Source organism: Methylophilaceae bacterium (genome assembly GCA_018398995.1).
Classification (GTDB): domain Bacteria; phylum Pseudomonadota; class Gammaproteobacteria; order Burkholderiales; family Methylophilaceae.
Genome location: CP073759.1, coordinates 557650 through 578565, shown reverse-complemented (window position 1 = coordinate 578565; position 20916 = coordinate 557650). Strand labels below are relative to the sequence as shown.

Sequence of the window (20916 nt, the reverse complement as noted above, 5' to 3'; positions counted from 1 at the left end):
CTAAAGTGTAAAGTAAGATTCAAAAAATCTTAACACGTACCATTATAGAGAGCATTCCTCAATTGTTGAACCGGACAGCAGTTGGCGCTTATGTCAGCCTTACAAAATGCTGCTAGATAGCTACCATATCAATCATCTCTCAGATTTAAATAGCGCTTCCAATGATGGCTTGTTGCATCATTAAATCGTCCAATATCGCCGCACCAAATTGAATGATTACCTGAGGTTGTGGGTGTTGTATCTGGTTGGCTATGGCGTTAAGTGCTTGTTTTCCTGTTAGGCCTTGCTTAATCATTTCTAACATCTGAAAAACCATGGGATTTAATTCAATAAACTGAACTTCATAAGCATGATTTCTGAATACAAATAAATGGGTAGTTTCGGTTTGTTTAGGTTTAAATTGTGCTGATATTTTTTGCACAGGGTAATCATATTGCAACAGCATATGTGCAGGCGCTAACACAGGCGTGTTGTCCAATAAATTGGGTTCATCACTTAATTGCGGTATGTCTATTGTCATGTTGGCAACAGCCAGTTCTACCCATTCATAATGTGCCAGCTGTTTAATATAATCAGGCGTATCTGTATCATTCAATAAAAACTGGACTAATTCGTAAGGAATTTCTCTGAAGAGTGGTGATCTGGCATGATGCGTTGCTATAAATCTTCTTATCGTTGCATTCCAGTTTTGTGCACCAATCGTTTTCTGGCTTACGGGAAAACAAACAGAAGCAGATGCAAAGATATTGTTATAGACCCCTTCGCGATACACTTTCATGCGCTCTTCATCGACATTGTTCGGTTTTGGATTGTTTATCGGATCGCGAATATGTGCGGTGAAAGCGTGTTGATATTGCTGAAAATCTAACATCAGTTTATGCGACGGACTTGGTTCGTCGTTTTATATCAGCGGCTACACTTTGTAAAGCTGCTATTTGATCGACTTCTTTTATCAAGATTTCGATTGGTGGAATGTTGCTATCACGCTCTAATAATGTAGGAAAATTACCAAATAAAGCATAAGCCTGCGCTAATAATGACCAAACAGGGTCAATTACGTCTGCGCCATGCGTGTCGATGAGTAAGTCCGGTTTTTGTTGATAATGTCCAGCTACATGGCTATAAACGATGCGTTCTGCTGGAATGCTGCTTAAAAAATCACTGGCATCAAAACCAAAATTAACGCTATTGACGTAAATATTATTAATATCTAAGTGCAGCCAGCAGTCGGCTTCAACGAGTACTGCGTTTAAGAAAGTCAATTCGTCCATTGTGGCAATTGGCGCTTTTAAATAAAACGATGCATTTTCTACTGCGATACGTTGACCTAAAATATCCTGTGTTTGTTTGATGCGATTAGCTACGTAGTGCACAGCTTCATCTGTAAAAGGAATTGGTAATAAATCGTATAAATAGCCAGGTGCTCCTTGATAGAAGTCACTGCAATAGCTTAAGTGCTCGGTATACAGCGGTATCTTATGATCAGATAAAAATTGTTTTACTTGTTTTAAAAATTCTGTATTAAGCGGGTCAGGACCACCCAACGATAGACAGAGTCCGTGACATACAATAGGGTAGCGCTCTACAAACCATGCGAGCTGTTCTGCATACTTGCCACCTGCGCCTATCCAATTTTCTGGCGCAATCTCGATAAAATTGATATTGCTGATAAGACTTTCAGAAGTGGATTGATTTGAATCCTGCTGCTGAAAATGGCGTTGTATTTGAGGAATCAGCTCACGCTTTAACCCCAACCCAACGCCATTAATATCGCTCAAGCTAGACATGAATGCGTATTAAACGACTCTATCCTAGTGGCCACATTTTCCTTCGCCACATTTGCCTTCAGCCCCTTTTTTATCAGCACCACATTTGCCATCATGCGCTTTTTTATCAGCGCCGCATTTACCGTCATGCGCTTTTTTCTCAGCACCACATTTGCCTTCGCCACATTTGCCATCTTTTGTTTTGTCGGCATGGTTGTCTGCTACTTGATAACCGCTAGAAAGCGTTTTAATTGCAAAAGGGTTTTCTGCTGCTGAAACAGCGGTTGCGCTAAGAGACAATGCAAATGCGCCACCAACTGCTAATGCGATTGATTTTTTAGTAACCTTCATGATGATTTCCTTTTATAAAATGTAAATAATAAAGTTTGTTACAGTAAAACTATTTATTGCTGTTCAGATTCAAGTGATTGGGCAATTTTATTTTTTGTTTCAATTGGCAATTGAATGGTGGTATCCGTTTCAATTGCCTCCCCAATCTTCTTCATAGCAACGTTCAAGGAGTTGAGTTGTTGACTGAAACGTAAACAATACTTGCATATCAATAGATGAAGCCGAAGTGAAAAACGTTCACGCATAGACAGCCTTTCATTTAAAGCGCGTGATACTAGCTGACTCACTTGTTTGCATTTCATCATTTATCTAATGACCTATCCAATTGATTTCTAAACATTTCCTGATGCCCATGCGAGCCCGATATAACATGACCCAAGCATTGGTCGAGGTAATATTCAGTTCCTTACAAATTTCTTCATTATCCGTTTCATGTACATCGCGTAGCATAAATAAAGTCGCAAGTTTATTGGGTATTTTATCTAAGCAAGATTGTAAAACTTTGAAAAACTGTTGCTGCTCTAACGCGCTTTCTGGCATGTGCCAGCTTTGTGGCTTATCTACCCAATGCCCTGCCTTATCGAAAAAATCGTCCATATTAGCATCCTCTTCAGACATCATGTCGGATGCAACTACTTCGCGACTGCTTTTACGTATCAGATCAATTATTTTGTGTTTGAGTATGCCTGTTAGCCAGGTACGCACTGAGGATTGTTCGTTAAAATTATCTGCTTTAAGCGCTGCCATCAATGTTTCTTGTACCACATCCTCTGCTTGATGCGGATCGCGTAATCGCGCTAGGGCAAAGCGGTAGAGATAGTCTCCGTGTTCGTTAAGCCAATCATGTGCTTGGGCATGCTTATTTTGCTTGAGATGACTTGTCATTGAGTAGTTTGGCCAATTTTATTGTGTAATAACTCTAGATAATGGACCGCATCTAGTCCCGTTTTGTTCTGTTGCGCCAGCCAAATAGTTTCGCCTAAGCAATCTAAGATATCATGTTGCGCAGAATGCTCTTCTTGGTATTTGTTTTTTAAGCTTGTATAAATACTCGCAATGCCTGTGGGTTGGTTAATACTAATCTGCTCTAAAACCGATAAATGCAAGCTCATATGCAAAAATGGATTGGTTTCACCTTGTTCCGGAAAATAAGCTTGTTGTTTATATTGCTCTGGTTTATCTAAAATAGGATGGTATTCAGGATGCATCTGGATGATGCTGATGGTTAATTTTTCTAGGTCGGTTAGCGCTTGCTGACCTTTAAACTTAGCCCAGCTATTAAAAAATAAGTCGCGCACTTCATCGCGTGATGGATTAAATAAACTCATGTGTCATTATCTTTAATGTTAGGTTTTTCCTGAAAACAACGCTAGCACAATAGTATGTTGTAATATTTCAATCTTTTGTGCAATAGGCCTAAACTAGAGCGCTCAATCTTTAGCGACTTTTTTGTCGCTAGATTCACTATTTCATCTACTAGAATGGGTGTCTCAACTTGGCGCATTGTTCATTTCAATTAGCCAGCTCACCAGACATTAAATGCGGTTTGGGGATGACTTTGTGCTTATATTCGCATAGATCAACAATACAACATTCACCACATTTAGGATTGCGTGCAGTGCAAGTATAGCGACCATGTAAAATCAATAAATGGTGTGCATCATGTAAAAATTGCTTAGGAATTGTTTTTAAATATTTTTTTTCAACCGCCAACACATTCTTGCCAGTGGCTAATCGCGTGCGATTGCCAAGCCTAAATAAATGCGTATCAACTGCAATCGTAGGCTGACCAAACGCAGTGTTTAATATCACATTTGCCGTCTTACGCCCAACACCAGGCAATGCTTCTAACGCTTCGCGCGTATTTGGGACTTCACTATGATGTTGCGTAATGAGCTGATGACAGCAAGCAATGACATTTTTAGCTTTGGCATGATATAAGCCGATGGTGTTGATATAGCCTTCTAAACCCTCAACACCTAAATGGTAGATTGCTTGTGGCGTATTGGCGATGGCATATAGTTTTCGTGTGGCAATGTTGACGCCTTTGTCAGTGGCTTGTGCTGACAAAATAACGGCAATCAGTAGTTCGAAAATTGAATTATATTCAAGCTCAGTGGTTGGTGTCGGAATGGCATGACTGAGACGTTGAAAAATCTGAAACCGTTTATCAGCATTCATTGCTATTGATTGTTTATTAAATGCTGATTAATGAGCTGGTTTTAGGGAGGTGCTTGCTGTTGTTGTTGGTTTTTTAGCTGCTTTGCGTTGCTCCATCCAGTTGTGTGCAGCAATTAAAAACGCCAATCCAAGGAAGGCGCCAGGTGGTAAAGCGGCCAGTAAAAATCCTTGGTAATCAGGAATAATGGTGAAGACAACATGTTTAAAGTTTTCGCCCAAGGCTAAGTCTAGTCCTGAAAATAAAGTGCCTTTGCCCAGTACTTCACGCATACCGCCGAGTGTGGCAAGTACTAACGTTAAGCCTATCCCCATAATAAAGCCATCCCAAATAGCGGGTAATGGCGGATTTTTTGCCGCAAAAGCATCGACACGACCCAATACGATGCAGTTAACCACAATCAATGGAATAAATATTCCAAGTACTTTATGTAACGGCTCTGCAAACGCATGAATGAGCAAATCAATCACCGTAACCAAAGCAGCAATCACGAGGATAAATACGGGTAAGCGAATCTCATTCGGCACAAATTTTCTTACTGGGGAAACTGCTCCACTGGCAGCAGCCATAACTAATGCAGTTGCTAAACCCAAACTGACGCCGTTGACTACCGTCGTTGTTACTGCCAGCGTCGGGCATAAGCCAAGTAACTGGACCACGCCAGGATTTTGTTTCCATATGCCATTTTCGGTAATGTTCTTAAATTGATTCATCATACTTAACCTCTATAAGACGCGATCGTTCATGTTGTGGGAGGCAATAAAGTCGCTTTGTTTTCTTCAAAATACTGTAATGCTTTATGGACTGCTTTAACCACTGCACGTGGTGTGATTGTTGCGCCTGCCATGTAATCAAATGTGCCACCATCTTTGGTTACCGCCCAATTGTTGTCACTTGTCTTTAAGAGTGACTCTCCATCAAATAGTTTAATCCATGTTGATTTTGCAATATCAATATAATCACCCAGTCCTGGCGTTTCTGAATGTTTAATGACGCGCACCCCAGAAAGAGAGCCATCATGATTGATGGCAACTAATAATTTAATATCACCACTATAACCATCATGAGCAACGGCTTCTAAAATGACGGCAACTGGCACATCATGCATCCGTGCAATATGAGCCATACTCGCTTTTTTATTGCCTAGTAACTCGCTTGGGTTAATACTAATTGTATCCTCTAAAACCGCATTATCGTAGCGATTAAGTGGAATAACCTGTTGGAACAGCGCAATTCTTGCTGCCGCTTCACTTTTTTCAATTGGTGCTTTTGTGACTTGATAAACGACAGTCATTAATAAAGTAAACGTAAATGCAAACGCCACTAAAGTGAGTGCAGTTTTCGTCGCGTGCTTAAGTGGCGTTTCTGCCATTTTATTCCCTGTGTCCAAATACACGTGGCTGTGTATACATATCAATCAGCGGTACGCAAATATTCATAAAAATAACAGCAAAAGCAACACCGTCAGGGTAGCCGCCATAAACGCGCACTAAGTAAGTGATGATGCCGGCACCAGCAGCAAAGTAGAGTTTGCCTTTTTGTGTCGTTGGCCCACTGATGGGATCGGTTAAAATGAAAAAGGCACCCAACATGCTAGCGCCGCTAAATAAATGAAACATTGGGCTGGCAAACTGAGTGGAATCAATAATCCAAAAAAGACCAGCAATGGCGGCAATAGCGCCTAAGAATGCAATGGGTAAGTGCCAAGTGATAATACGTTGCTGCAATAAAAACAGACCCCCCGCAAGGTAAGCCAGCACAATCATTTCAACCCCTTTGCTACCCACTATACCAAAAATAGGGGCTGATTGAATGACTGTCATACTTTGATTGAGTTTTAGTTGCGTTTTTAGGTAATCTAAAGGGGTGGCAGATGTAACCGCATCTATATTGACATTGGATGGCAGTGTGGCGCTAAATATATAATGAAATTGATCCATAAAACTCAGCTTTGTCTGCGCTAGACTCAATGCAGCAGGCCACTTAGTCATAATGACTGGAAATGAAATCAATAGAACAGCATAGCCAACCATAGCTGGATTGAATGGGTTGTAGCCAAGGCCGCCGTAAAGCTGTTTGGCAACAATAATGGCGAAGGCGGTGCCAACGACAATCAACCACCAAGGTGCCAGTGGTGGAATCGCTAATGCTAAGAGCCATGCCGTGATAATGGCGCTGTAATCTGATAAAAAAGGTTGTATTGACCGCTTGCGTAGTTTAAGCATCAGCGCCTCTGTGACCAATGCGGTTGCGGTGGCAAGCGTTAGCGTAATGATAATGCCGCCACCAAATAGCCATGCATAAACAATAATGCCGGGCAGTAATCCTATTAGCACTTTGGACATGATGCTGCTAACTGTAGGCGCATTAGTAATGTGGGGTGAGCGGTTCAAACTATTCCTTTGGTTGATTTTCTTTAGCTTTCAATGCGGCAGCCTTTTGTGCTTTGGCGCGCGCAATTGCGGCATCAATTTTAGCTTGCTTGTCTAAATCGATGACTGGCTGTGTATTGACATCATTGACCGTTTCCTTTGCAGCCGCTGCTTTTAATGTTTTTGCCCGCTCGATTGCGGCATTAATTTTGGCTTGTTTTTCGATATCAGCGACAGGTTGTTTTGTTTGATTGTCTGCATTTTGTCTCAAAGTATCAACTTCGGCTTTTTGTGATTTAGCACGCGCAACAGCAGCGGCTATTTTTGCTTGTTTATCAGCATTAACTTCAATAGGCGATTGTTTAGTTAAACCTGCAGCAACTCGACGTGCGTTAATTTCATCAATCTCAGCTTGGGTTGATGCACTAAGATTTGTTGTGTTTTGGGGTTGTATATTGTCCGCATTTTTTTGTGCTTTTGCGCGCGCAATGGCCGCCGCAATGGCTGCTTGTTTATCGTTTGCTGTTGGTGCATCATGGCTAGTTTCGGCTGCTTTGGCCCCTTGTGCACGAGCGGCATGTTTGCCAGCACGCTCTTGTTTTTCTCTTTCAATACGTGCAAGCCTAAATTCGTTGCGCTCACGGGCAATATTAGCGGCTTCTTTTGCTTTATCTAATGCAATAATTTCACTCTTAGCATAACGATAATATTGTACTAGCGGAATATTGCTTGGACACACATAAGAACATGCGCCACATTCAATGCAATCAAATAAGTTGTAATCATGTGCTTTTTCAAAATTATCTGATTTAGCAAACCAATATAGTTCTTGTGGTTGTAAATTGACAGGGCAAGCATCGGCACAACGCGAACAGCGGATGCATGGCATGGCTGGAGGAGTTGGTTCAAATAATGTTGGAGATGCCGCAATAATGCAGTTGGCTGCTTTAGTGATGGGTACATTTTCGCTTGGAAGATTAAAACCCATCATCGGACCGCCCATGATGTAATGACTGGTATCTGCTTTAGAACCGCCAGCCGCCTTGACCAAATCGAGCAATGGTGTGCCAAATAAGACCTCAAAATTTTGTGGCTGTTCTACATTGCCAGTCATCGACACAACCCTGCTTAAAGCGGGTTCGCCAAATTCAAAATAGCGATACAGTGCCAATACTGTCGCAACATTGAATACTTGAATGCCTACTTCAGTTGAGCGCTTATTGTGAGGCACTTCTTGACCGAGTAACAAATAGACCAAACGTCGCGCATCACCACTCGGGTAAATTGTCGGGACTATTTTGAGTTGAATGTCCGTATTGGCGATGGCTGCGCGCATCGCTTTAATGGCCTCTGTTTTATTATCCTCAATGCCGATAACCACATTGGTTGCGCCAAGTAAACGTTTGGCAACCGCTATGCCATTAACGATTTGTTCATGATACTCACGCATTAGCATATCATCACAGGTAATATAAGGTTCACACTCTGCGGCATTAATAACCAGTGTATGAATCGTTGTTTTGCCGCTACGCAATTTGATTTGAGTTGGAAACGTTGCGCCGCCTAAGCCAACAATACCTGAAAGGTGCAAGCTATTAATTAAAGTATCGACATCTGTAGTACGCCAATCTTGTGGATGGCGTTCTATCCAGCTATCTTCACCATCTGGTGTAATGGTGATGCAATGATCAGGTAGGCCAGATGGGTGTGGTATAACCGCTTCACCAATCGCACTCACTATTCCTGATGTTGGCGCATGAATTGCCGCAGATACAGCACCTTCTGCCTCTGCAATTAGTTGGCCCTTAAGCACTTTATCGCCAATGGCTACTTTAGTTTTTGGGATGTTGCCAACATGCTGACGAAGCGGCAAAACCAATTGTTTAGGCATAGGTAGTCTGCCAATGGGTAATTGGGTTGATTGCGTTTTATTTTCAGGCGGATGAACGCCGCCATGAAAACGAAAAACGTCTTTTGTTTTTTTCAACAGGCTTGCAATGTTAATTGGTGCATTCATTTAGTGTTTTATCATGTGGTGTTTTACACAGGTTTAATCGGTATAGTCGGGTGTTTCCATTTCCAGTTATCAGGTGTTTCTCCAATCGGCTCCATCGTAATGCAGTCTACGGGGCAAGGTGCTACACAAAGTTCGCAACCAGTACATTCACTAGCGACAATGGTATGCATATGTTTCGCTGCGCCCAAAATAGCATCTACAGGACAAGCTTGAATACATAAAGTGCAGCCAATACATAAATCTTCTTCAATAAAAGCAACTGCCTTTGGTTTAGTTTGACCATGCTCTTCATTTAATGGTTTATATTCCACTCCCATTAAATCAGCTAAAGCACGCACGCCTTCGTCACCACCTGGTGGACATTGATTAATATCTGCTTCGCCATTCGCGATTGCGGTTGCATAGGGCTTACATCCTGGATATCCGCATTGTCCGCATTGTGTCTGTGGCAATATGGCATCAATTCGCGCAATGAGCGGATCACCTTCAACTTTAAACTTGAGTGCGGCATAACCCAATACGCCCCCCAGCAGCAGTGCCAGTCCTAACATGATATATAAAGCGATTAACATGGTTGATTCAATACTCTTTTTTTGCAACTTAACATTAGGCAGTCAAATATTTATTTCAGTTAATAATTATCTAGACCAGCGAAACCCATAAAGGCTAGGCTCATTAATGCAGCGGTAATCATCGCGATAGCAGAACCTTTAAATGGCATCGGTACATCGGCAGCTTCTAGCCTTTCACGCAATGATGCGAATAGAATAAGCACCATTGAAAAGCCAGCCGCTCCACCTAAGCCAAATAATGCAGAATGAATAAAACCGTTGTCAGTTTGAGCATTCAGCAAAGGTATGCCTAGGACAGCGCAATTGCTAGTAATGAGTGGTAAGAATATGCCTAGCATTTGATACAAAATAGGAAAGCTTTTTTCCATAACCATTTGTGTAAACTGCACAACACTTGCAATGACTACAATAAATGATAAGGTGCGTAGATATTCCAACTGATATTGTTGCAACAAATAGTGGTCAATAACCCAACTAGTCATTGAACCAACCGTTAATACAAAAGCAGTGGCAGCGGCCATTCCAATTGACGCTTCTAATTTTTTAGAAACGCCCATGAATGGGCACAGCCCTAGAATTTTAACCAAGACGATGTTATTAACTAGCACCGTACCTACTAAAATAATGAAATAGCTTTTAATATCCATAATGTCGTTAATTAATCAATTGTATAATTATAACGTGTTTCAAGTTGATGTAGCTGTTCAATCTGGTTGCTCACGTTGCAGATAAGACGCAGAAACATTAGCCCCTAAGTGATACCAATTGTTAAAACAAAAATTAATATAAACAGTTTTTTATATATAAACAAAGAATATATAATTATATTTTAATAACTTTTTTATATAAAAAGATCAGATCAGTTGTTGACGGTTTGGCAATTGTGCGGCTTTTCACAAATTTAGTCTGAGTTCAGTTAAAATATGTGCTGTTTAAAATAGGTAGATTCTTATATGTTGCAAGGCAGTATGGTGGCAATTGTCACTCCCATGTTTGAAGATGGAAAGCTTGATCTAGACGCATTACGTAGGTTAATTGACTTTCACGTAAACGCAGGAACTGATGGTATTGTAATTGTTGGTACTTCTGGTGAAGCGCCGACAGTTGATTTTGAAGAGCACCACCTCCTTATTAAAACGGCTGTAGAGCATATTAATGGTCGGGTGAAGGTGATAGCGGGTACAGGTGCAAATTCGACAAAAGAAGCCATCGAGTTAACTGCCAAAGCAAAAGAGATAGGCGTAGATGCCTGCTTGCTGGTTGCGCCATATTACAATAAACCGACTCAAGAAGGACTTTATCAACATTTTGCTGCCGTTGCTGCTGCAGTCGATATTCCGCAAATTTTATATAATGTGCCAGGTCGCACAGGTTGCGATATTGCCAATGAGACTGCGCTTAGGTTGGCACATATTCCAAATATTGTCGGTATTAAAGATGCAACAGGTAGCATAGAGCGCGGTACAGACTTGATACTGCGATCACCGAAAGATTTTGCTATTTACAGCGGCGATGATGCAACTGGGCTTGCATTAATGCTACTTGGCGGTCATGGTGTTATTTCGGTGACAGCCAATATAGCGCCCAAGTTAATGTCTGACATGTGTGCTGCAGCAAGAGCTGGAAGACTTGCAGAAGCTTGCGCAATTAATGCAAAATTATTTGGTTTGCATCAGCAGTTGTTTGTAGAGGCTAATCCAATTCCAGTGAAATGGGTGCTGCACCAAATGGGGATGATTCAATCAGGTATCCGCTTACCAATGGTAAGCTGCTCTTCGCAATATCACGATAGATTACGTGCAGCAATGAAAGCAGCGGGAGTTAATTAAAAAATGATGAGATTAATGAAATTAAATACGTTAAGTAGGTTGGCAGGTGTCAGTTTAGTTGCTTTATTGTTGGCAGCATGTGGATTTAAAATTCCTTTCATTGACACGAGTTCAGATTATAAAAAAGGCAATATCAACAGTCGTCCTTTAGAAGTGCCGCCTGATTTGACATCAGTGAACTCAAGTGATGCCTATAACATCAGAGGTACAACTAGTTATTCTGAATATACTGGCGCTCAAGAGGCTGAAGAGCCTGGTGTTGAACAAGTCTTACGTAATCCAGAGGGCGTGCGTATGGAGCGAGCAGGTGGGCAACGTTGGCTTGTCGTCAATGCACCAGCTGAAAAAGTTTGGCCAGCAGTGCGCGAGTTTTGGTTAGAACAAGGGTTTGCAGTGCGTGTGGAAAATGCGCAAACTGGTGTCATGGAAACAGAATGGGTGCGCTCGGACAATATTAAAGTAGAGAGTGATACAAGGAGTTATGGTGAGCGCTTTGATAAATGGTTAGATAGTCTTTCTGGCCTTGCTGATAGACGTAAATTTCGAACCCGTTTAGAGCGTGGCGAGCAAGAAGGAACAACAGAAATCTTTATGACGCATCGGACGGTGGCTGGCACGCCTGATGATGGTAAGCAAAGAATTCAAACCCAGCTAGGGGAAATTGAAATTGGTTACCGAGCGGATAAAACTGACAAGACTGTTAAACTCGACCAGTTTGAACAAGATTTAGACGTAGAGTTGTTGCGCCGTTTAATGGTTAAGCTGGGTTTAGCTGATGAACAGGCCAGACAGATTGCAAATAATCCCGTGAAAGAAAAACATGCCGAGGTTGTGAAAGAAGAAAACCAAAGCGTTACGCTCAAGCTAAAAGATGACTATGACCGTGGCTGGCGTCGCGTTGGTTTAGCATTAGATAGAGTGGGGTTTGTGGTAGAAGATAAAGATCGATCTGTAGGTATCTTTTATGTGCGCTATGCAGATATTGATATCGAAGGAGTAGAAAAAAAGAAAAAAGGCCTATTTGAAACCTTAGCATTCTGGAAAGATGATGAGGATAAGTCGGCAAAGAAATCAAAATCTCAAGAAGATAATACTATAGTGGACAAGTTAAAATTTTGGAAAGGTAAGGATGAAAAAACTGACCCATCTAAAAAATACATGATCAAGGTTTCCGAAGTTGATACAGGCACTAAAGTTAACATCGTTGATAAAGAGGGCGATTCAGATGCGAGTACAACTGCCAATCGCATTATCTCTTTATTATATGAACAGCTAAAATAGTAAGCTTCAATGCGTTTTGCTTCACTCGGTAGTGGTAGTGCTGGCAACTGTATGGTGATAGAGCAAGCATCTACTTGCTTGCTTCTAGATTGTGGGTTTAGTGTTAAAGAGACGATTAATCGTCTAAATGGTTTGATGGTGTCGCCTGAGGATATTACAGGTATTTTGGTGACACATGAACACGATGATCATGCAAAAGGCGCTTTTAAATTAGCAGAGAAGTATAATATTCCAGTCTGGCTATCTCATGGTACACATGTAATGTGTACTCGCTATATGCCTAAGATGCCAATTCAACTGAACATTATGGACAGCCACGTTCCATTTGTGATTGGAGATATAGAAATTCATCCCTTTCCAGTCCCGCACGATGCACGTGAGCCAACCCAGTTTGTTTTGAGTGATGGGCGCCATAAGCTCGGCGTTTTAACCGATAGTGGCAATACTACCCCTCACATTCATCAAATGCTGAGTGGTTGTGATGCTTTGGTTTTAGAGTGTAATCATGATTTGACTATGTTGGAAACTGGACCTTATAGCTATTCTTTAAAGAAAAGAGTGGGTGGGTATTTGGGGCATTTAGATAATCAGAGTGCTGCTGATTTGTTGGCAGCATTAGACAATACTAAACTGAAACATATTATTGCTGCCCATCTCAGTGTAAAAAATAATACCGAAGCACTTGCCAAAAGTGCACTCAGTCAAGTACTGAATTGTGATGTAGATTGGATTGGTGTTGCGACGCAAAATACGGGTTTTGATTGGCGATCGTTATAGCAAGAGGTTAGCAATAACAGGCGAGAAGGCAATTGGCCTCAGGCTATTAATAACGAGGTCAATAAAAAAAGCCAACTTTTCAGTTGGCTTTTTTGAGATGAAGTTTTAATAGCTTGCGCTATGAGTGACTGGCTTATTCAGCAGGCGCTTCTTCAGCAACCGCTTCTTCTTCAGCAACAGCCTCTTCAGCAACAGCCTCTTCAACAACCGCTTCTTCAGCAGGCGCTTCTTCAACAACAGCTTCTTCAGTCATTTCTTCAACAGCAACTGGCATTTCTTCAGCAGTTTTTTCGCCGCAAGCTGTTAAAGTCATTGCAATTAAAGCCGCTAGCAGAGCAGAACGTATCATTTGTATTATCCTTAAGTATAAAAACACATCAATTTGATTAAACCTCGGCAAATAAAAAATTTACTTGACGATTGGTATCATTTTAACAGCAATTACTATAAAAAATGTTGACTAGCTGGGATATATTTTGTAACAATTTATTACAAAATAAACGGTGCTAATCTACCTTAATGACAAGGCTAGACTGTCGCGATGATCTGCTATTTTGTAGGCCTAAAATTTTCTGACTAATGTCGTCGCGATTTTGCATGATGCCTCCAATATCGACCCATTCATTTAATGAAACGCGCAGTGTCGTTGATAGTGTTTCAAAGTCAATATTACCTTGATTATTGAGGCTGGCTATACGTGGTGTAATCTCTAACTCTACTTGATTGCCGATGGTGCGCGGGCGCACAGCAAAGCCTACTGCAATGTCGCGCCATTCGGTCGTGCGAGTGAGCTGAACGTAACGGCTGGTAATCGCAACCCACTCTTGCGTAAAAGGGACAATTTTTCCCACACGGATAAATGCGCGTTCACCATCCAATACATTTAAAAATTGACTACTATTTTTTTGCGTGTTGATACGATTGCGCTCAACAATCATATTGCCGCTATTAGCACCTGCATTAGTCTCATTGCCAATTGTCATATTGTCTATCTTTATTCTGCCTCTAACATCAGTGCGGTTTAGCTGAGATTGACTATTATTGGTGTTGTTGATAGTAATTCGACGATTGACTCTTGCCACATCTAATTGCCGTACAACAGCTTCGATTTCTCGCATACGGTCTGGTGATGCACGTAAAACAAGTTGATTATGCATGCCTGTCGCTGTGCCATCACTGCCAGTCATTGGTGAAATGATGGGTAGTAGATCTGCCGCAAACCGGTGCTGTAGCGTAATGATTGTAAACTCCATTGCTGCATAAACGATTGAGCTGAGTGGCATGAGGCCAAGGAGCAAAATTAATATTTTTATATTATTCATTATGATAGCCCCAGTTGTGTTGCTGAGAGTGCGCGTGATGTTTCTTGCAATAAAGCCTCGAATCGATCGACCAAGCTTGCGGTTGTCTCTGCATCATTTAAGGCGTATTTGAAGCGGGCTTGATCAATATGAAAGCGTCTTATATAGGCCTGATTGTCTGCAATAATAAAACAATCTTTTTCAGCTTTGGCGCTGTTATTTGTTTCGTAGATCTTTATTTTGTGGCTATATGTTGCTAATAATGCATATAGTCGCGGACAATGTAAGGTGAAAAAATTGACATTTTGCAAAATAATAGTTAATTGAGTGGTGGCATTTTTGATTAAAAACGCATGAATCAAATCATAGCGCTTAACGCTAGTAAAGTGACCAATTGAACAATCTTGATCAAAAATAAGTAGTCGTTGTTGTGCAACTGCAATGACAGTATCCAAGGCCATAGCATATTCCTGCTCACCAAACAAAATAGAGTCTTGTCGCAAATCAAGCTGATCCATTTGTTTTCCTAGTCAATGTGTAGATAGCCAGCCATTAATGCGGCATGTAATGTATTTGCCAATGCTAATCGCTGTTCATAGGCTAGAGACGTGGTTTGTAAAAAGCGCTGATCTGCCAATGTGCACATGAGCGCTAATATGTCCGCTGAAATATCGAGTCGTTCGCCATTTATATAAAATTGATGACGTTGGTCAAAGAGTAATTGCGACTTTAAATCGAGCCATATTGATTGTTCAGCAAGTAATTGAGCAAACGCCTCAATTGTAATTTTTTTTACTGAGGCCGCAAATAATACGTCAGGTTTTGGTTCGGTGAGATAGCATCCAAGAAAATCACTGACAGTGGCTTTGTCCCATGTGATTGACTGTAAGATAGTGCTTACTTTTTCTATCATTGCATCACTAATGGCTGCAGGATGCTGCTGTAAGCTTAAATCTGCATCTTCATAAAGTCCTTCAATTTGAATAGTATCTTGCAAATGCGCCAGAAAGCCTTCAATTAACTCTTGCGATTTGGGTACTCGAAAGCCAATAGAGTAGGTCATACAATTATCGTCTTCTGAAATGCCATAGTGTGCAATATTGGGGGGCAAATACAGCATATCGCCAGGTTCTAGTACCCATTCTTGTTCAGTGTCGAAGTGTTTTAGTATACGTAGTGGCACACCATCAACTAATGTTAAATCGGGTTTCGCATTAATTTTCCAACGTCTTTTGCCGCTGCCTTGCAGTAAAAATACATCATAAGAATCCATATGTGGGCCAACAGAGCCGCCCGTTGGCGCATAGCTAATCATCAAATCATCAAGACGTGCATGTGGAATAAAATTAAATTGGCTTAATAATGCTGCTGCTTCAGTTAAATGATGATTAACGCTTTGAACCAATAACGTCCAATTTTTTTCAGGTAGTGCGGTCAGTGTTTCTTCATCAAATGGGCCGTGGCTTAATAGCCAAGTATCATCTTTATTTTGCACAATTCTGGATTGCGCATCTTCCTCACAGGCAAGACCAGCTAATTCATTTGGTGTTAAAAGACCTTGAAAATTGGGTATGGCTTGACGAATGACTAACGGTTTCTTTTGCCAATATTCAGCTAAAAACTCAGCTGGTGTTAGTTGATTTAATAGCGCTAATGGATGATTCATATCCGCATTTTAATCTTGTTTCGATTGCAATGAAATAATTGCATGTCTATACAGGCGGGTATATAGTACTTGTTACAAAATAATAACAATTTAATTTGAATATTGATTGGGAGATGCGGCAAATGAATAAACTTGTTGATGCTGAAGTAAAAACCTTTCATGGCGGATGCCCTCACGACTGTCCAGATACTTGCAGTATGGAATATCATGTGCAGGATGGGAAATTATTAAAAGTTACAGGTAACAAAGCGCACCCCATGACGCGTGGCGGCTTGTGTGTCAAGCTGAAAGATTACGAAAAACGCCACTATCATCCCGATCGCCTGCTTTATCCAATGAAGCGCGTTGGCGCAAAAGGTAGTAAACAATTTGAACGCATTAGCTGGGATGAAGCACTTGAGACTATCACAACTAAATGGAAGAAAATCATTGCTGAAGATGGGCCGCAAGCCATTATGCCTAATAGCTATTTGGGCAACCAAGGCTTGGTACATGGTTTAAATGGCGGCGATGCATTTTTTAATCGTATGGGCGCAACTGTTACTGAACGGACATTTTGTGGAGAAGGTTCTTGCACAGCTTGGTTGCTTACGGTTGGTCCAACTGCTGGTGTCGATCCTGAAAGTTTTGCGCATTCCAATTATATTGTGATTTGGGCGTGTAACTCGGTGAGTACCAATTTGCACCATTGGCATATTATTCACGAGGCGCAGAAAAAAGGCGTTAAAGTGGTGGTGGTTGACTCTTATGCTTCTAAAACTGCTAAAGAGGCTGATTGGCATATCGCTCCCAAACCAGGTACAGATGGCGCTTTGGCCATGGCAATGATGCATGTGATTATTGCAGAAGGCTTGCAAGATCAAGATTATATTGATCAATATACCCATGGTTATACCGAACTGGCAGCACGCGCTAAAACGCGAACGCCAGAATGGGCAGAAGCAATCACAGGCGTTCCAGCCGATGATATCCGCAAATTTGCCCGTGAATATGCGACAACAGCGCCAGCCGCTATTCGTTTAGGCGTTGCATTAGAACGCAATTACGGCGGCAGTCAAGCGATTCGTGCCGTGGCTTGTTTGCCTGCATTGATTGGCGCATGGCGTCATGTTGGTGGCGGCGCTTTGCAATTTCCTGTTTGGGAACATCCCTATAAATTTGATGTGATTTGTCGTCCAGATTTAATTCCAGAAGGCACACAAGTCGTCAATAACTTGCAGTTTGGCCGTGCTTTATTAGGTGAATTGAATTTAAAAACGCCCATTAAATCCGTCATGGTATGGAACACCAATCCGCTCACGCAAGCACCAGAAACGGACAAAATTGCAAAAGGATTAGAGCGAGAAGATTTGTTTACCATCGTTGCCGATCATTTTATTTCTGATACCGCCGCTTATGCAGATATTGTTTTGCCAGCCGCGATGGGTGCCGAGATGGAAGATATGGTGCTGTCATGGGGGCATTTATACCTCACCTACAACGAAAAATGTATTGAGCCACCAGGTGAAGCGCTACCTAATCAAGAAATATTTAGGCGCCTAGCCAAATTGATGGGTTATGAAGAAGATAATTTTAAGTGGAGTGATGCTGAATGCCTTGAGCATTATGTTGACTGGGATGCGCCTACTTGCGAAGGTATTGGCCTAGATTATTTGCGTAAGCATGGTTTTGCCCGCCTAAAAGACTTTGGCGATAAAGACGTACGTGCGCGTCATGCGGAAGGTCATTTTCCTACGCCAACCGGTAAATGTCACTTTTTGGTAGAAGGTGCTAAAAACTTTGTGGCAGGCCCATTCCGCCAAATGTATGAAGGCTTTCAGCCGGGTGAAGATTTAGACCCGCTACCTGATTATTTAGCCTCTCGCGAATCACCTGCGACGAATCCTGAACTGGCTGCAAAATATCCGCTCAGCATTATTTCACCAAAGAGTCATGCATTCTTAAATTCTTGCTACGCGAATATGGATGGTCAGCAAAAAGCACAAGGTGAGCAGTTTGTAATGATTAACGCACTAGATGCCAATGCGCGTAACGTAAAAGAGGGTGATACGGTAAAAGTATTTAATGACCGCGGCGCATTTGAAGGCAAAGCGATTATTACTGATGATGTGAATGCAGGTATCGTCGTTGCTTCACTTGGCTATTGGAGGCAGTTGAATAAAGGGACTGTTAATTCGATTAGTCTGGCCGAGTTTGGCGATATGGGACATTCGGCTAGCTTTTCGGATAATTTGGTTGAGGTTGGGTTGGCGTAGACGGTTTGTGATAATAAAAAGCCGCGAAAGCGGCTTTTTATTACGAGAAAGTTTAAAACTTACTTAGATTTAGCCATTGATTTTTTAACGAATCCTACAATTGCCATCAACACAATACCGCCAATACCGCTGCCTGCTAGTGTGGTAGCCATGCCGCCAGTAGCTGCGCCACCTTATACTGCTGATAGAATTTGACCGCCTAAGCCGCCACCTACGATGTCTGCAATACTATTGCCTAATGTACCTATACTTAAGTTTTTGAATAAAGCGCCACCGATGTTGCCACCTACTGCGCCCAATAACAATTGAATAATCAGATCCATATTGCTCCCCCTTTAAAAACTTTGAAATGGGTGCTTTTGTGACGCTCCCCTTAAAGTTAAATCTTACTTGGCTAAATAAAGTGATGAGTGGATTTTATACTCGGCTGGTTTTGTTGGTTACTATTGAGTCATTGAGATAATATAAATTCTCATTTTTTTGAGAGATTGATCACAGTCGTTTAATTAGAATGGCAAAAAGACGGCTGAAGCTAGACTTTGCGCAATACGCGAGATGAGTCGTTGCGATTTTTCTGCTAAGGCAATTGCATAAAAGTCGGTTCTTCCGATCATTTTGCCAAATTCTCTTTCAAAACTTAAATTACGGTCTTTTTCATTTATTTCATTGGTGAGTAGATATAAATTGCCATTAGCATCGCGACTATTGGATAGTTTCCATGCGGCGATTTCAATATTGCGTGCTGCATTATAAATATGTTGAGGATCAAGTGTGTCTGTGAGATAAAAGCTTGTTTTGTTGTTGTGGGCTTTGGCTAGCATCGTTTGTAAGCCTACTATAAATGCTAGCACACGGTCGTGTTGATAATGCGGATCAAAAGCTAAAAATATAGCTTCAACATCTTGTTTGTTTTGTAATTGTGAAAAGCGCCATTGGTGTTTTGCTGCTTCATCAAATACAGACGCTGTCATTTTTTCTGCAGAATCAACATTGCTTTTGGCAAGCTCAAGCGGATTACGCTTGTAGAGTTTCATCATCAATGTCCGTAAACTTTGTGTATTACTTTCCAGTTCCATATCTGCCATCCGATCGAAATCTGCTTTAGCCAGTTGGTTAATGCTAGTTTTATCGGGGCGGTCTGGAATAGGATATTTGCTGACAGGGCTGTTTGCACATGCGTTCAATAATAAGATACACAAAATAGCAATCAATTTCATGCGGCTTCTTTGGCTGTCTCACTTAAGGTACGTGATTGCGGAAAGATGATACTAAAGGTACTACCTTTGCCAGGCACACTTTTTATATCTAGTTTTGCTTTATGCCGGCTAAGGATGTGTTTGACAATCGCAAGTCCCAAACCGGTACCTCCTGTATCACGGCTGCGACTATGATCGACGCGATAAAAACGTTCAGTTAGTCTGGCAATATGCTGCTCTTCAATACCAATGCCTGAATCGGTGACACTGAATATCGCCTGTTTGTTTTTGAGCCCCCAATAAATGGTGATGTGGCCATCTTCTGGTGTATATCTTACGGCATTACTCACCAAATTGGTGAATGCACTTAATAACTCCTCCCTACTACCTTTAATATTAAGAGACGACTCTATATTAAGGAGAATGTGATGCTTACCATTACTCAGTGCGTTTGCATCATTGTGAATCATATGCATTAGGCTCGACATATTGATGACTGAGGCTGTTGGCACTTCATTGTTGCTTTCAATACGCGAAAGTGTTAACAAGTCTTCGATAATCAGACGCATACGACTTGTTTGCTTAATCATTAAGTCAAAATAGCTTTTTGTGCCCTCTGTTACCGCACCTTCTGTCTCGATTAAGGTTTCTAAAAATCCACCAACGACGGTTAAAGGTGTGCGTAGCTCATGCGATACATTGGCAATAAAATCTCGGCGCATGGTGTCTATTTTCTCTTGTACTGAAATATTGCGGCATATGAGTAATTTTTGCGCAGTGCCAAAATTAATGAGTTGAATTTGTAAGGTTGTTTCAGTATTGCGGACAGATTTTACGATGATCGGGTCAGTATAATTTTTGCTTTGTAAGTAGCTAATAAATTCTGCATAACGTACCAAATTTTGCACCGGCTGATAAGTGTCTTTGCTTGAATCTAAACCTAGTAACAGTTCTGCGGGTGGATTACACCATTCGATTTCATCACGGTGATTTAACACAACAATGCCATCTGGCAAGGCGCTGGTTGCGCGTTGAAATCCTTCGAGCGCAGCAACAAGCTCTGCTTCAGCGATAACATTTTTACGTTGATGCTGAAATAAGGCCGAAAAAATAATCGCCCAAACACCGCTACCCTCCGGCACGTCATTAAAGTGCGGTTTTTTAAGCCAAATTTGTAATTGATACAGCCAATAGAGATGTTTGATGATGTATGCAGTGAGTGCTATACACAAGAAGATAAGCGCGGCAACCAAGCTCATTGCAGCCCAAATAATAGCGGCGACCCCGATTAGCGTGCAGCCTAGCCAAAATGTTTTCCACCGAATATCTGACACGTTTACCTATTCTTACACTG

At 41.4% G+C, this 20916-nt stretch carries 23 protein-coding genes and 1 pseudogene; 4 read left to right on the top strand and 20 right to left on the bottom strand.

Annotated elements, in window-relative coordinates:
* Positions 1 to 145 precede the first annotated feature (145 nt).
* The 13 genes from KFB94_02930 to rsxA form a co-directional block, all read right to left on the bottom strand.
* Complete coding sequence (locus KFB94_02930; protein ID QVL46074.1) at positions 146 to 871, bottom strand: putative DNA-binding domain-containing protein; 726 nt, start codon at positions 869 to 871, stop codon at positions 146 to 148.
* Positions 872 to 875: 4 nt separating this feature from the next.
* The gene (locus KFB94_02925) at positions 876 to 1787 is read right to left on the bottom strand and encodes a DUF692 domain-containing protein (protein ID QVL46073.1); all 912 of its coding nucleotides are present in this window, start codon (positions 1785 to 1787) and stop codon (positions 876 to 878) included.
* A gap of 24 nt (positions 1788 to 1811) precedes the next feature.
* Positions 1812 to 2117 (bottom strand): hypothetical protein, encoded by a 306-nt coding sequence (locus tag KFB94_02920; GenBank protein ID QVL46072.1) that lies wholly within the window; start codon positions 2115 to 2117, stop codon positions 1812 to 1814.
* A 53-nt stretch (positions 2118 to 2170) separates the two neighbouring features.
* Positions 2171 to 2422 carry a zf-HC2 domain-containing protein gene (locus KFB94_02915; GenBank protein QVL46071.1) on the bottom strand — a complete coding sequence of 84 codons (252 nt, stop codon included), beginning with the start codon at positions 2420 to 2422 and terminating at the stop codon, positions 2171 to 2173.
* A gap of 4 nt (positions 2423 to 2426) precedes the next feature.
* On the bottom strand, positions 2427 to 3002 hold the full coding sequence (locus KFB94_02910; GenBank protein QVL46070.1) for a sigma-70 family RNA polymerase sigma factor: 576 nt from the start codon (positions 3000 to 3002) through the stop codon (positions 2427 to 2429).
* The gene (locus tag KFB94_02905; protein QVL46069.1) at positions 2999 to 3445 is read right to left on the bottom strand and encodes a DUF1841 family protein; all 447 of its coding nucleotides are present in this window, start codon (positions 3443 to 3445) and stop codon (positions 2999 to 3001) included. Before KFB94_02905 ends, KFB94_02910 begins: the two co-directional genes overlap by 4 nt.
* A 184-nt stretch (positions 3446 to 3629) precedes the next feature.
* Positions 3630 to 4298, bottom strand: a complete 669-nt coding sequence (gene nth / locus KFB94_02900) for an endonuclease III (protein ID QVL46068.1) — start codon at positions 4296 to 4298, stop codon at positions 3630 to 3632.
* A 27-nt stretch (positions 4299 to 4325) separates the two neighbouring features.
* Positions 4326 to 5009, bottom strand: coding sequence for an electron transport complex subunit E (locus KFB94_02895; GenBank protein QVL46550.1), 684 nt, complete (start codon positions 5007 to 5009; stop codon positions 4326 to 4328).
* 29 nt (positions 5010 to 5038) lie between these two features.
* Positions 5039 to 5668 (bottom strand): electron transport complex subunit RsxG, encoded by a 630-nt coding sequence (rsxG, locus tag KFB94_02890; GenBank protein QVL46067.1) that lies wholly within the window; start codon positions 5666 to 5668, stop codon positions 5039 to 5041.
* 1 nt (position 5669) lies between these two features.
* Positions 5670 to 6689 carry an electron transport complex subunit RsxD gene (rsxD, locus tag KFB94_02885; GenBank protein QVL46066.1) on the bottom strand — a complete coding sequence of 340 codons (1020 nt, stop codon included), beginning with the start codon at positions 6687 to 6689 and terminating at the stop codon, positions 5670 to 5672.
* Position 6690: 1 nt separating this feature from the next.
* The gene (gene rsxC, locus KFB94_02880) at positions 6691 to 8685 is read right to left on the bottom strand and encodes an electron transport complex subunit RsxC (protein ID QVL46065.1); all 1995 of its coding nucleotides are present in this window, start codon (positions 8683 to 8685) and stop codon (positions 6691 to 6693) included.
* Positions 8686 to 8708: 23 nt separating this feature from the next.
* Positions 8709 to 9257 carry an electron transport complex subunit RsxB gene (gene rsxB / locus KFB94_02875; protein QVL46064.1) on the bottom strand — a complete coding sequence of 183 codons (549 nt, stop codon included), beginning with the start codon at positions 9255 to 9257 and terminating at the stop codon, positions 8709 to 8711.
* 59 nt (positions 9258 to 9316) lie between these two features.
* On the bottom strand, positions 9317 to 9898 hold the full coding sequence (gene rsxA, locus KFB94_02870) for an electron transport complex subunit RsxA (GenBank protein QVL46549.1): 582 nt from the start codon (positions 9896 to 9898) through the stop codon (positions 9317 to 9319).
* A 312-nt stretch (positions 9899 to 10210) separates the two neighbouring features.
* Here rsxA and KFB94_02865 point away from each other — a divergent pair, with 312 nt between their 5' ends.
* From KFB94_02865 to KFB94_02855, 3 genes are read left to right on the top strand one after another with little or no spacing between them, the layout of a single operon-like run.
* Positions 10211 to 11086: a 4-hydroxy-tetrahydrodipicolinate synthase gene (locus tag KFB94_02865; GenBank protein QVL46063.1), complete on the top strand. Its 876-nt coding sequence runs from the start codon at positions 10211 to 10213 to the stop codon at positions 11084 to 11086.
* Between the two features lie 15 nt (positions 11087 to 11101).
* Positions 11102 to 12367, top strand: coding sequence for an outer membrane protein assembly factor BamC (bamC, locus tag KFB94_02860; protein ID QVL46548.1), 1266 nt, complete (start codon positions 11102 to 11104; stop codon positions 12365 to 12367).
* 9 nt (positions 12368 to 12376) lie between these two features.
* The gene (locus KFB94_02855; GenBank protein QVL46062.1) at positions 12377 to 13144 is read left to right on the top strand and encodes an MBL fold metallo-hydrolase; all 768 of its coding nucleotides are present in this window, start codon (positions 12377 to 12379) and stop codon (positions 13142 to 13144) included.
* Positions 13145 to 13277: 133 nt separating this feature from the next.
* On the opposite strand, the gene KFB94_02850 is transcribed toward KFB94_02855, so the two are convergent.
* From KFB94_02850 to KFB94_02835, 4 genes are all read right to left on the bottom strand, one after another.
* Entirely contained in the window at positions 13278 to 13493 is a 216-nt protein-coding gene (locus KFB94_02850) for a hypothetical protein (protein ID QVL46061.1), read from the bottom strand.
* A 157-nt stretch (positions 13494 to 13650) separates the two neighbouring features.
* Complete coding sequence (locus tag KFB94_02845) at positions 13651 to 14466, bottom strand: nodulation protein NolW (GenBank protein QVL46060.1); 816 nt, start codon at positions 14464 to 14466, stop codon at positions 13651 to 13653.
* Entirely contained in the window at positions 14466 to 14963 is a 498-nt protein-coding gene (locus tag KFB94_02840) for a hypothetical protein (protein QVL46059.1), read from the bottom strand. Before KFB94_02840 ends, KFB94_02845 begins: the two co-directional genes overlap by 1 nt.
* 8 nt (positions 14964 to 14971) lie before the next feature.
* Entirely contained in the window at positions 14972 to 16111 is a 1140-nt protein-coding gene (locus KFB94_02835; protein QVL46058.1) for a cupin domain-containing protein, read from the bottom strand.
* Between the two features lie 122 nt (positions 16112 to 16233).
* Here KFB94_02835 and KFB94_02830 point away from each other — a divergent pair, with 122 nt between their 5' ends.
* Complete coding sequence (locus KFB94_02830; GenBank protein ID QVL46057.1) at positions 16234 to 18366, top strand: molybdopterin oxidoreductase family protein; 2133 nt, start codon at positions 16234 to 16236, stop codon at positions 18364 to 18366.
* Positions 18367 to 18425: 59 nt separating this feature from the next.
* Here KFB94_02830 and KFB94_02825 read toward each other — a convergent pair.
* From KFB94_02825 to phoR, 3 genes and pseudogenes are all read right to left on the bottom strand, one after another.
* Positions 18426 to 18689, bottom strand: a pseudogene (locus KFB94_02825) (hypothetical protein).
* Between the two features lie 183 nt (positions 18690 to 18872).
* Entirely contained in the window at positions 18873 to 19583 is a 711-nt protein-coding gene (locus KFB94_02820) for a hypothetical protein (GenBank protein QVL46056.1), read from the bottom strand.
* Positions 19580 to 20896, bottom strand: coding sequence for a phosphate regulon sensor histidine kinase PhoR (phoR, locus tag KFB94_02815; GenBank protein ID QVL46055.1), 1317 nt, complete (start codon positions 20894 to 20896; stop codon positions 19580 to 19582). The genes KFB94_02820 and phoR overlap by 4 nt, the downstream gene beginning before the upstream one ends.
* Positions 20897 to 20916: the final 20 nt, after the last annotated feature.

Excerpts from the sequence above, each read along its gene's own strand:
- KFB94_02930 (QVL46074.1), bottom strand. The coding sequence starts at position 871 with ATGTTAGATTTTCAGCAATATCAACACGCTTTCACCGCACATATTCGC.
- KFB94_02925 (QVL46073.1), bottom strand. The coding sequence starts at position 1,787 with ATGTCTAGCTTGAGCGATATTAATGGCGTTGGGTTGGGGTTAAAGCGT.
- KFB94_02920 (QVL46072.1), bottom strand. The coding sequence starts at position 2,117 with ATGAAGGTTACTAAAAAATCAATCGCATTAGCAGTTGGTGGCGCATTT.
- KFB94_02915 (QVL46071.1), bottom strand. The coding sequence starts at position 2,422 with ATGATGAAATGCAAACAAGTGAGTCAGCTAGTATCACGCGCTTTAAAT.
- KFB94_02910 (QVL46070.1), bottom strand. The coding sequence starts at position 3,002 with ATGACAAGTCATCTCAAGCAAAATAAGCATGCCCAAGCACATGATTGG.
- KFB94_02905 (QVL46069.1), bottom strand. The coding sequence starts at position 3,445 with ATGAGTTTATTTAATCCATCACGCGATGAAGTGCGCGACTTATTTTTT.
- nth (QVL46068.1), bottom strand. The coding sequence starts at position 4,298 with ATGAATGCTGATAAACGGTTTCAGATTTTTCAACGTCTCAGTCATGCC.
- KFB94_02895 (QVL46550.1), bottom strand. The coding sequence starts at position 5,009 with ATGAATCAATTTAAGAACATTACCGAAAATGGCATATGGAAACAAAAT.
- rsxG (QVL46067.1), bottom strand. The coding sequence starts at position 5,668 with ATGGCAGAAACGCCACTTAAGCACGCGACGAAAACTGCACTCACTTTA.
- rsxC (QVL46065.1), bottom strand. The coding sequence starts at position 8,685 with ATGAATGCACCAATTAACATTGCAAGCCTGTTGAAAAAAACAAAAGAC.
- rsxB (QVL46064.1), bottom strand. The coding sequence starts at position 9,257 with ATGTTAATCGCTTTATATATCATGTTAGGACTGGCACTGCTGCTGGGG.
- KFB94_02865 (QVL46063.1), top strand. The coding sequence starts at position 10,211 with ATGTTGCAAGGCAGTATGGTGGCAATTGTCACTCCCATGTTTGAAGAT.
- bamC (QVL46548.1), top strand. The coding sequence starts at position 11,102 with ATGAAATTAAATACGTTAAGTAGGTTGGCAGGTGTCAGTTTAGTTGCT.
- KFB94_02855 (QVL46062.1), top strand. The coding sequence starts at position 12,377 with ATGCGTTTTGCTTCACTCGGTAGTGGTAGTGCTGGCAACTGTATGGTG.
- KFB94_02850 (QVL46061.1), bottom strand. The coding sequence starts at position 13,493 with ATGATACGTTCTGCTCTGCTAGCGGCTTTAATTGCAATGACTTTAACA.
- KFB94_02845 (QVL46060.1), bottom strand. The coding sequence starts at position 14,466 with ATGAATAATATAAAAATATTAATTTTGCTCCTTGGCCTCATGCCACTC.
- KFB94_02840 (QVL46059.1), bottom strand. The coding sequence starts at position 14,963 with ATGGATCAGCTTGATTTGCGACAAGACTCTATTTTGTTTGGTGAGCAG.
- KFB94_02835 (QVL46058.1), bottom strand. The coding sequence starts at position 16,111 with ATGAATCATCCATTAGCGCTATTAAATCAACTAACACCAGCTGAGTTT.
- KFB94_02830 (QVL46057.1), top strand. The coding sequence starts at position 16,234 with ATGAATAAACTTGTTGATGCTGAAGTAAAAACCTTTCATGGCGGATGC.
- KFB94_02820 (QVL46056.1), bottom strand. The coding sequence starts at position 19,583 with ATGAAATTGATTGCTATTTTGTGTATCTTATTATTGAACGCATGTGCA.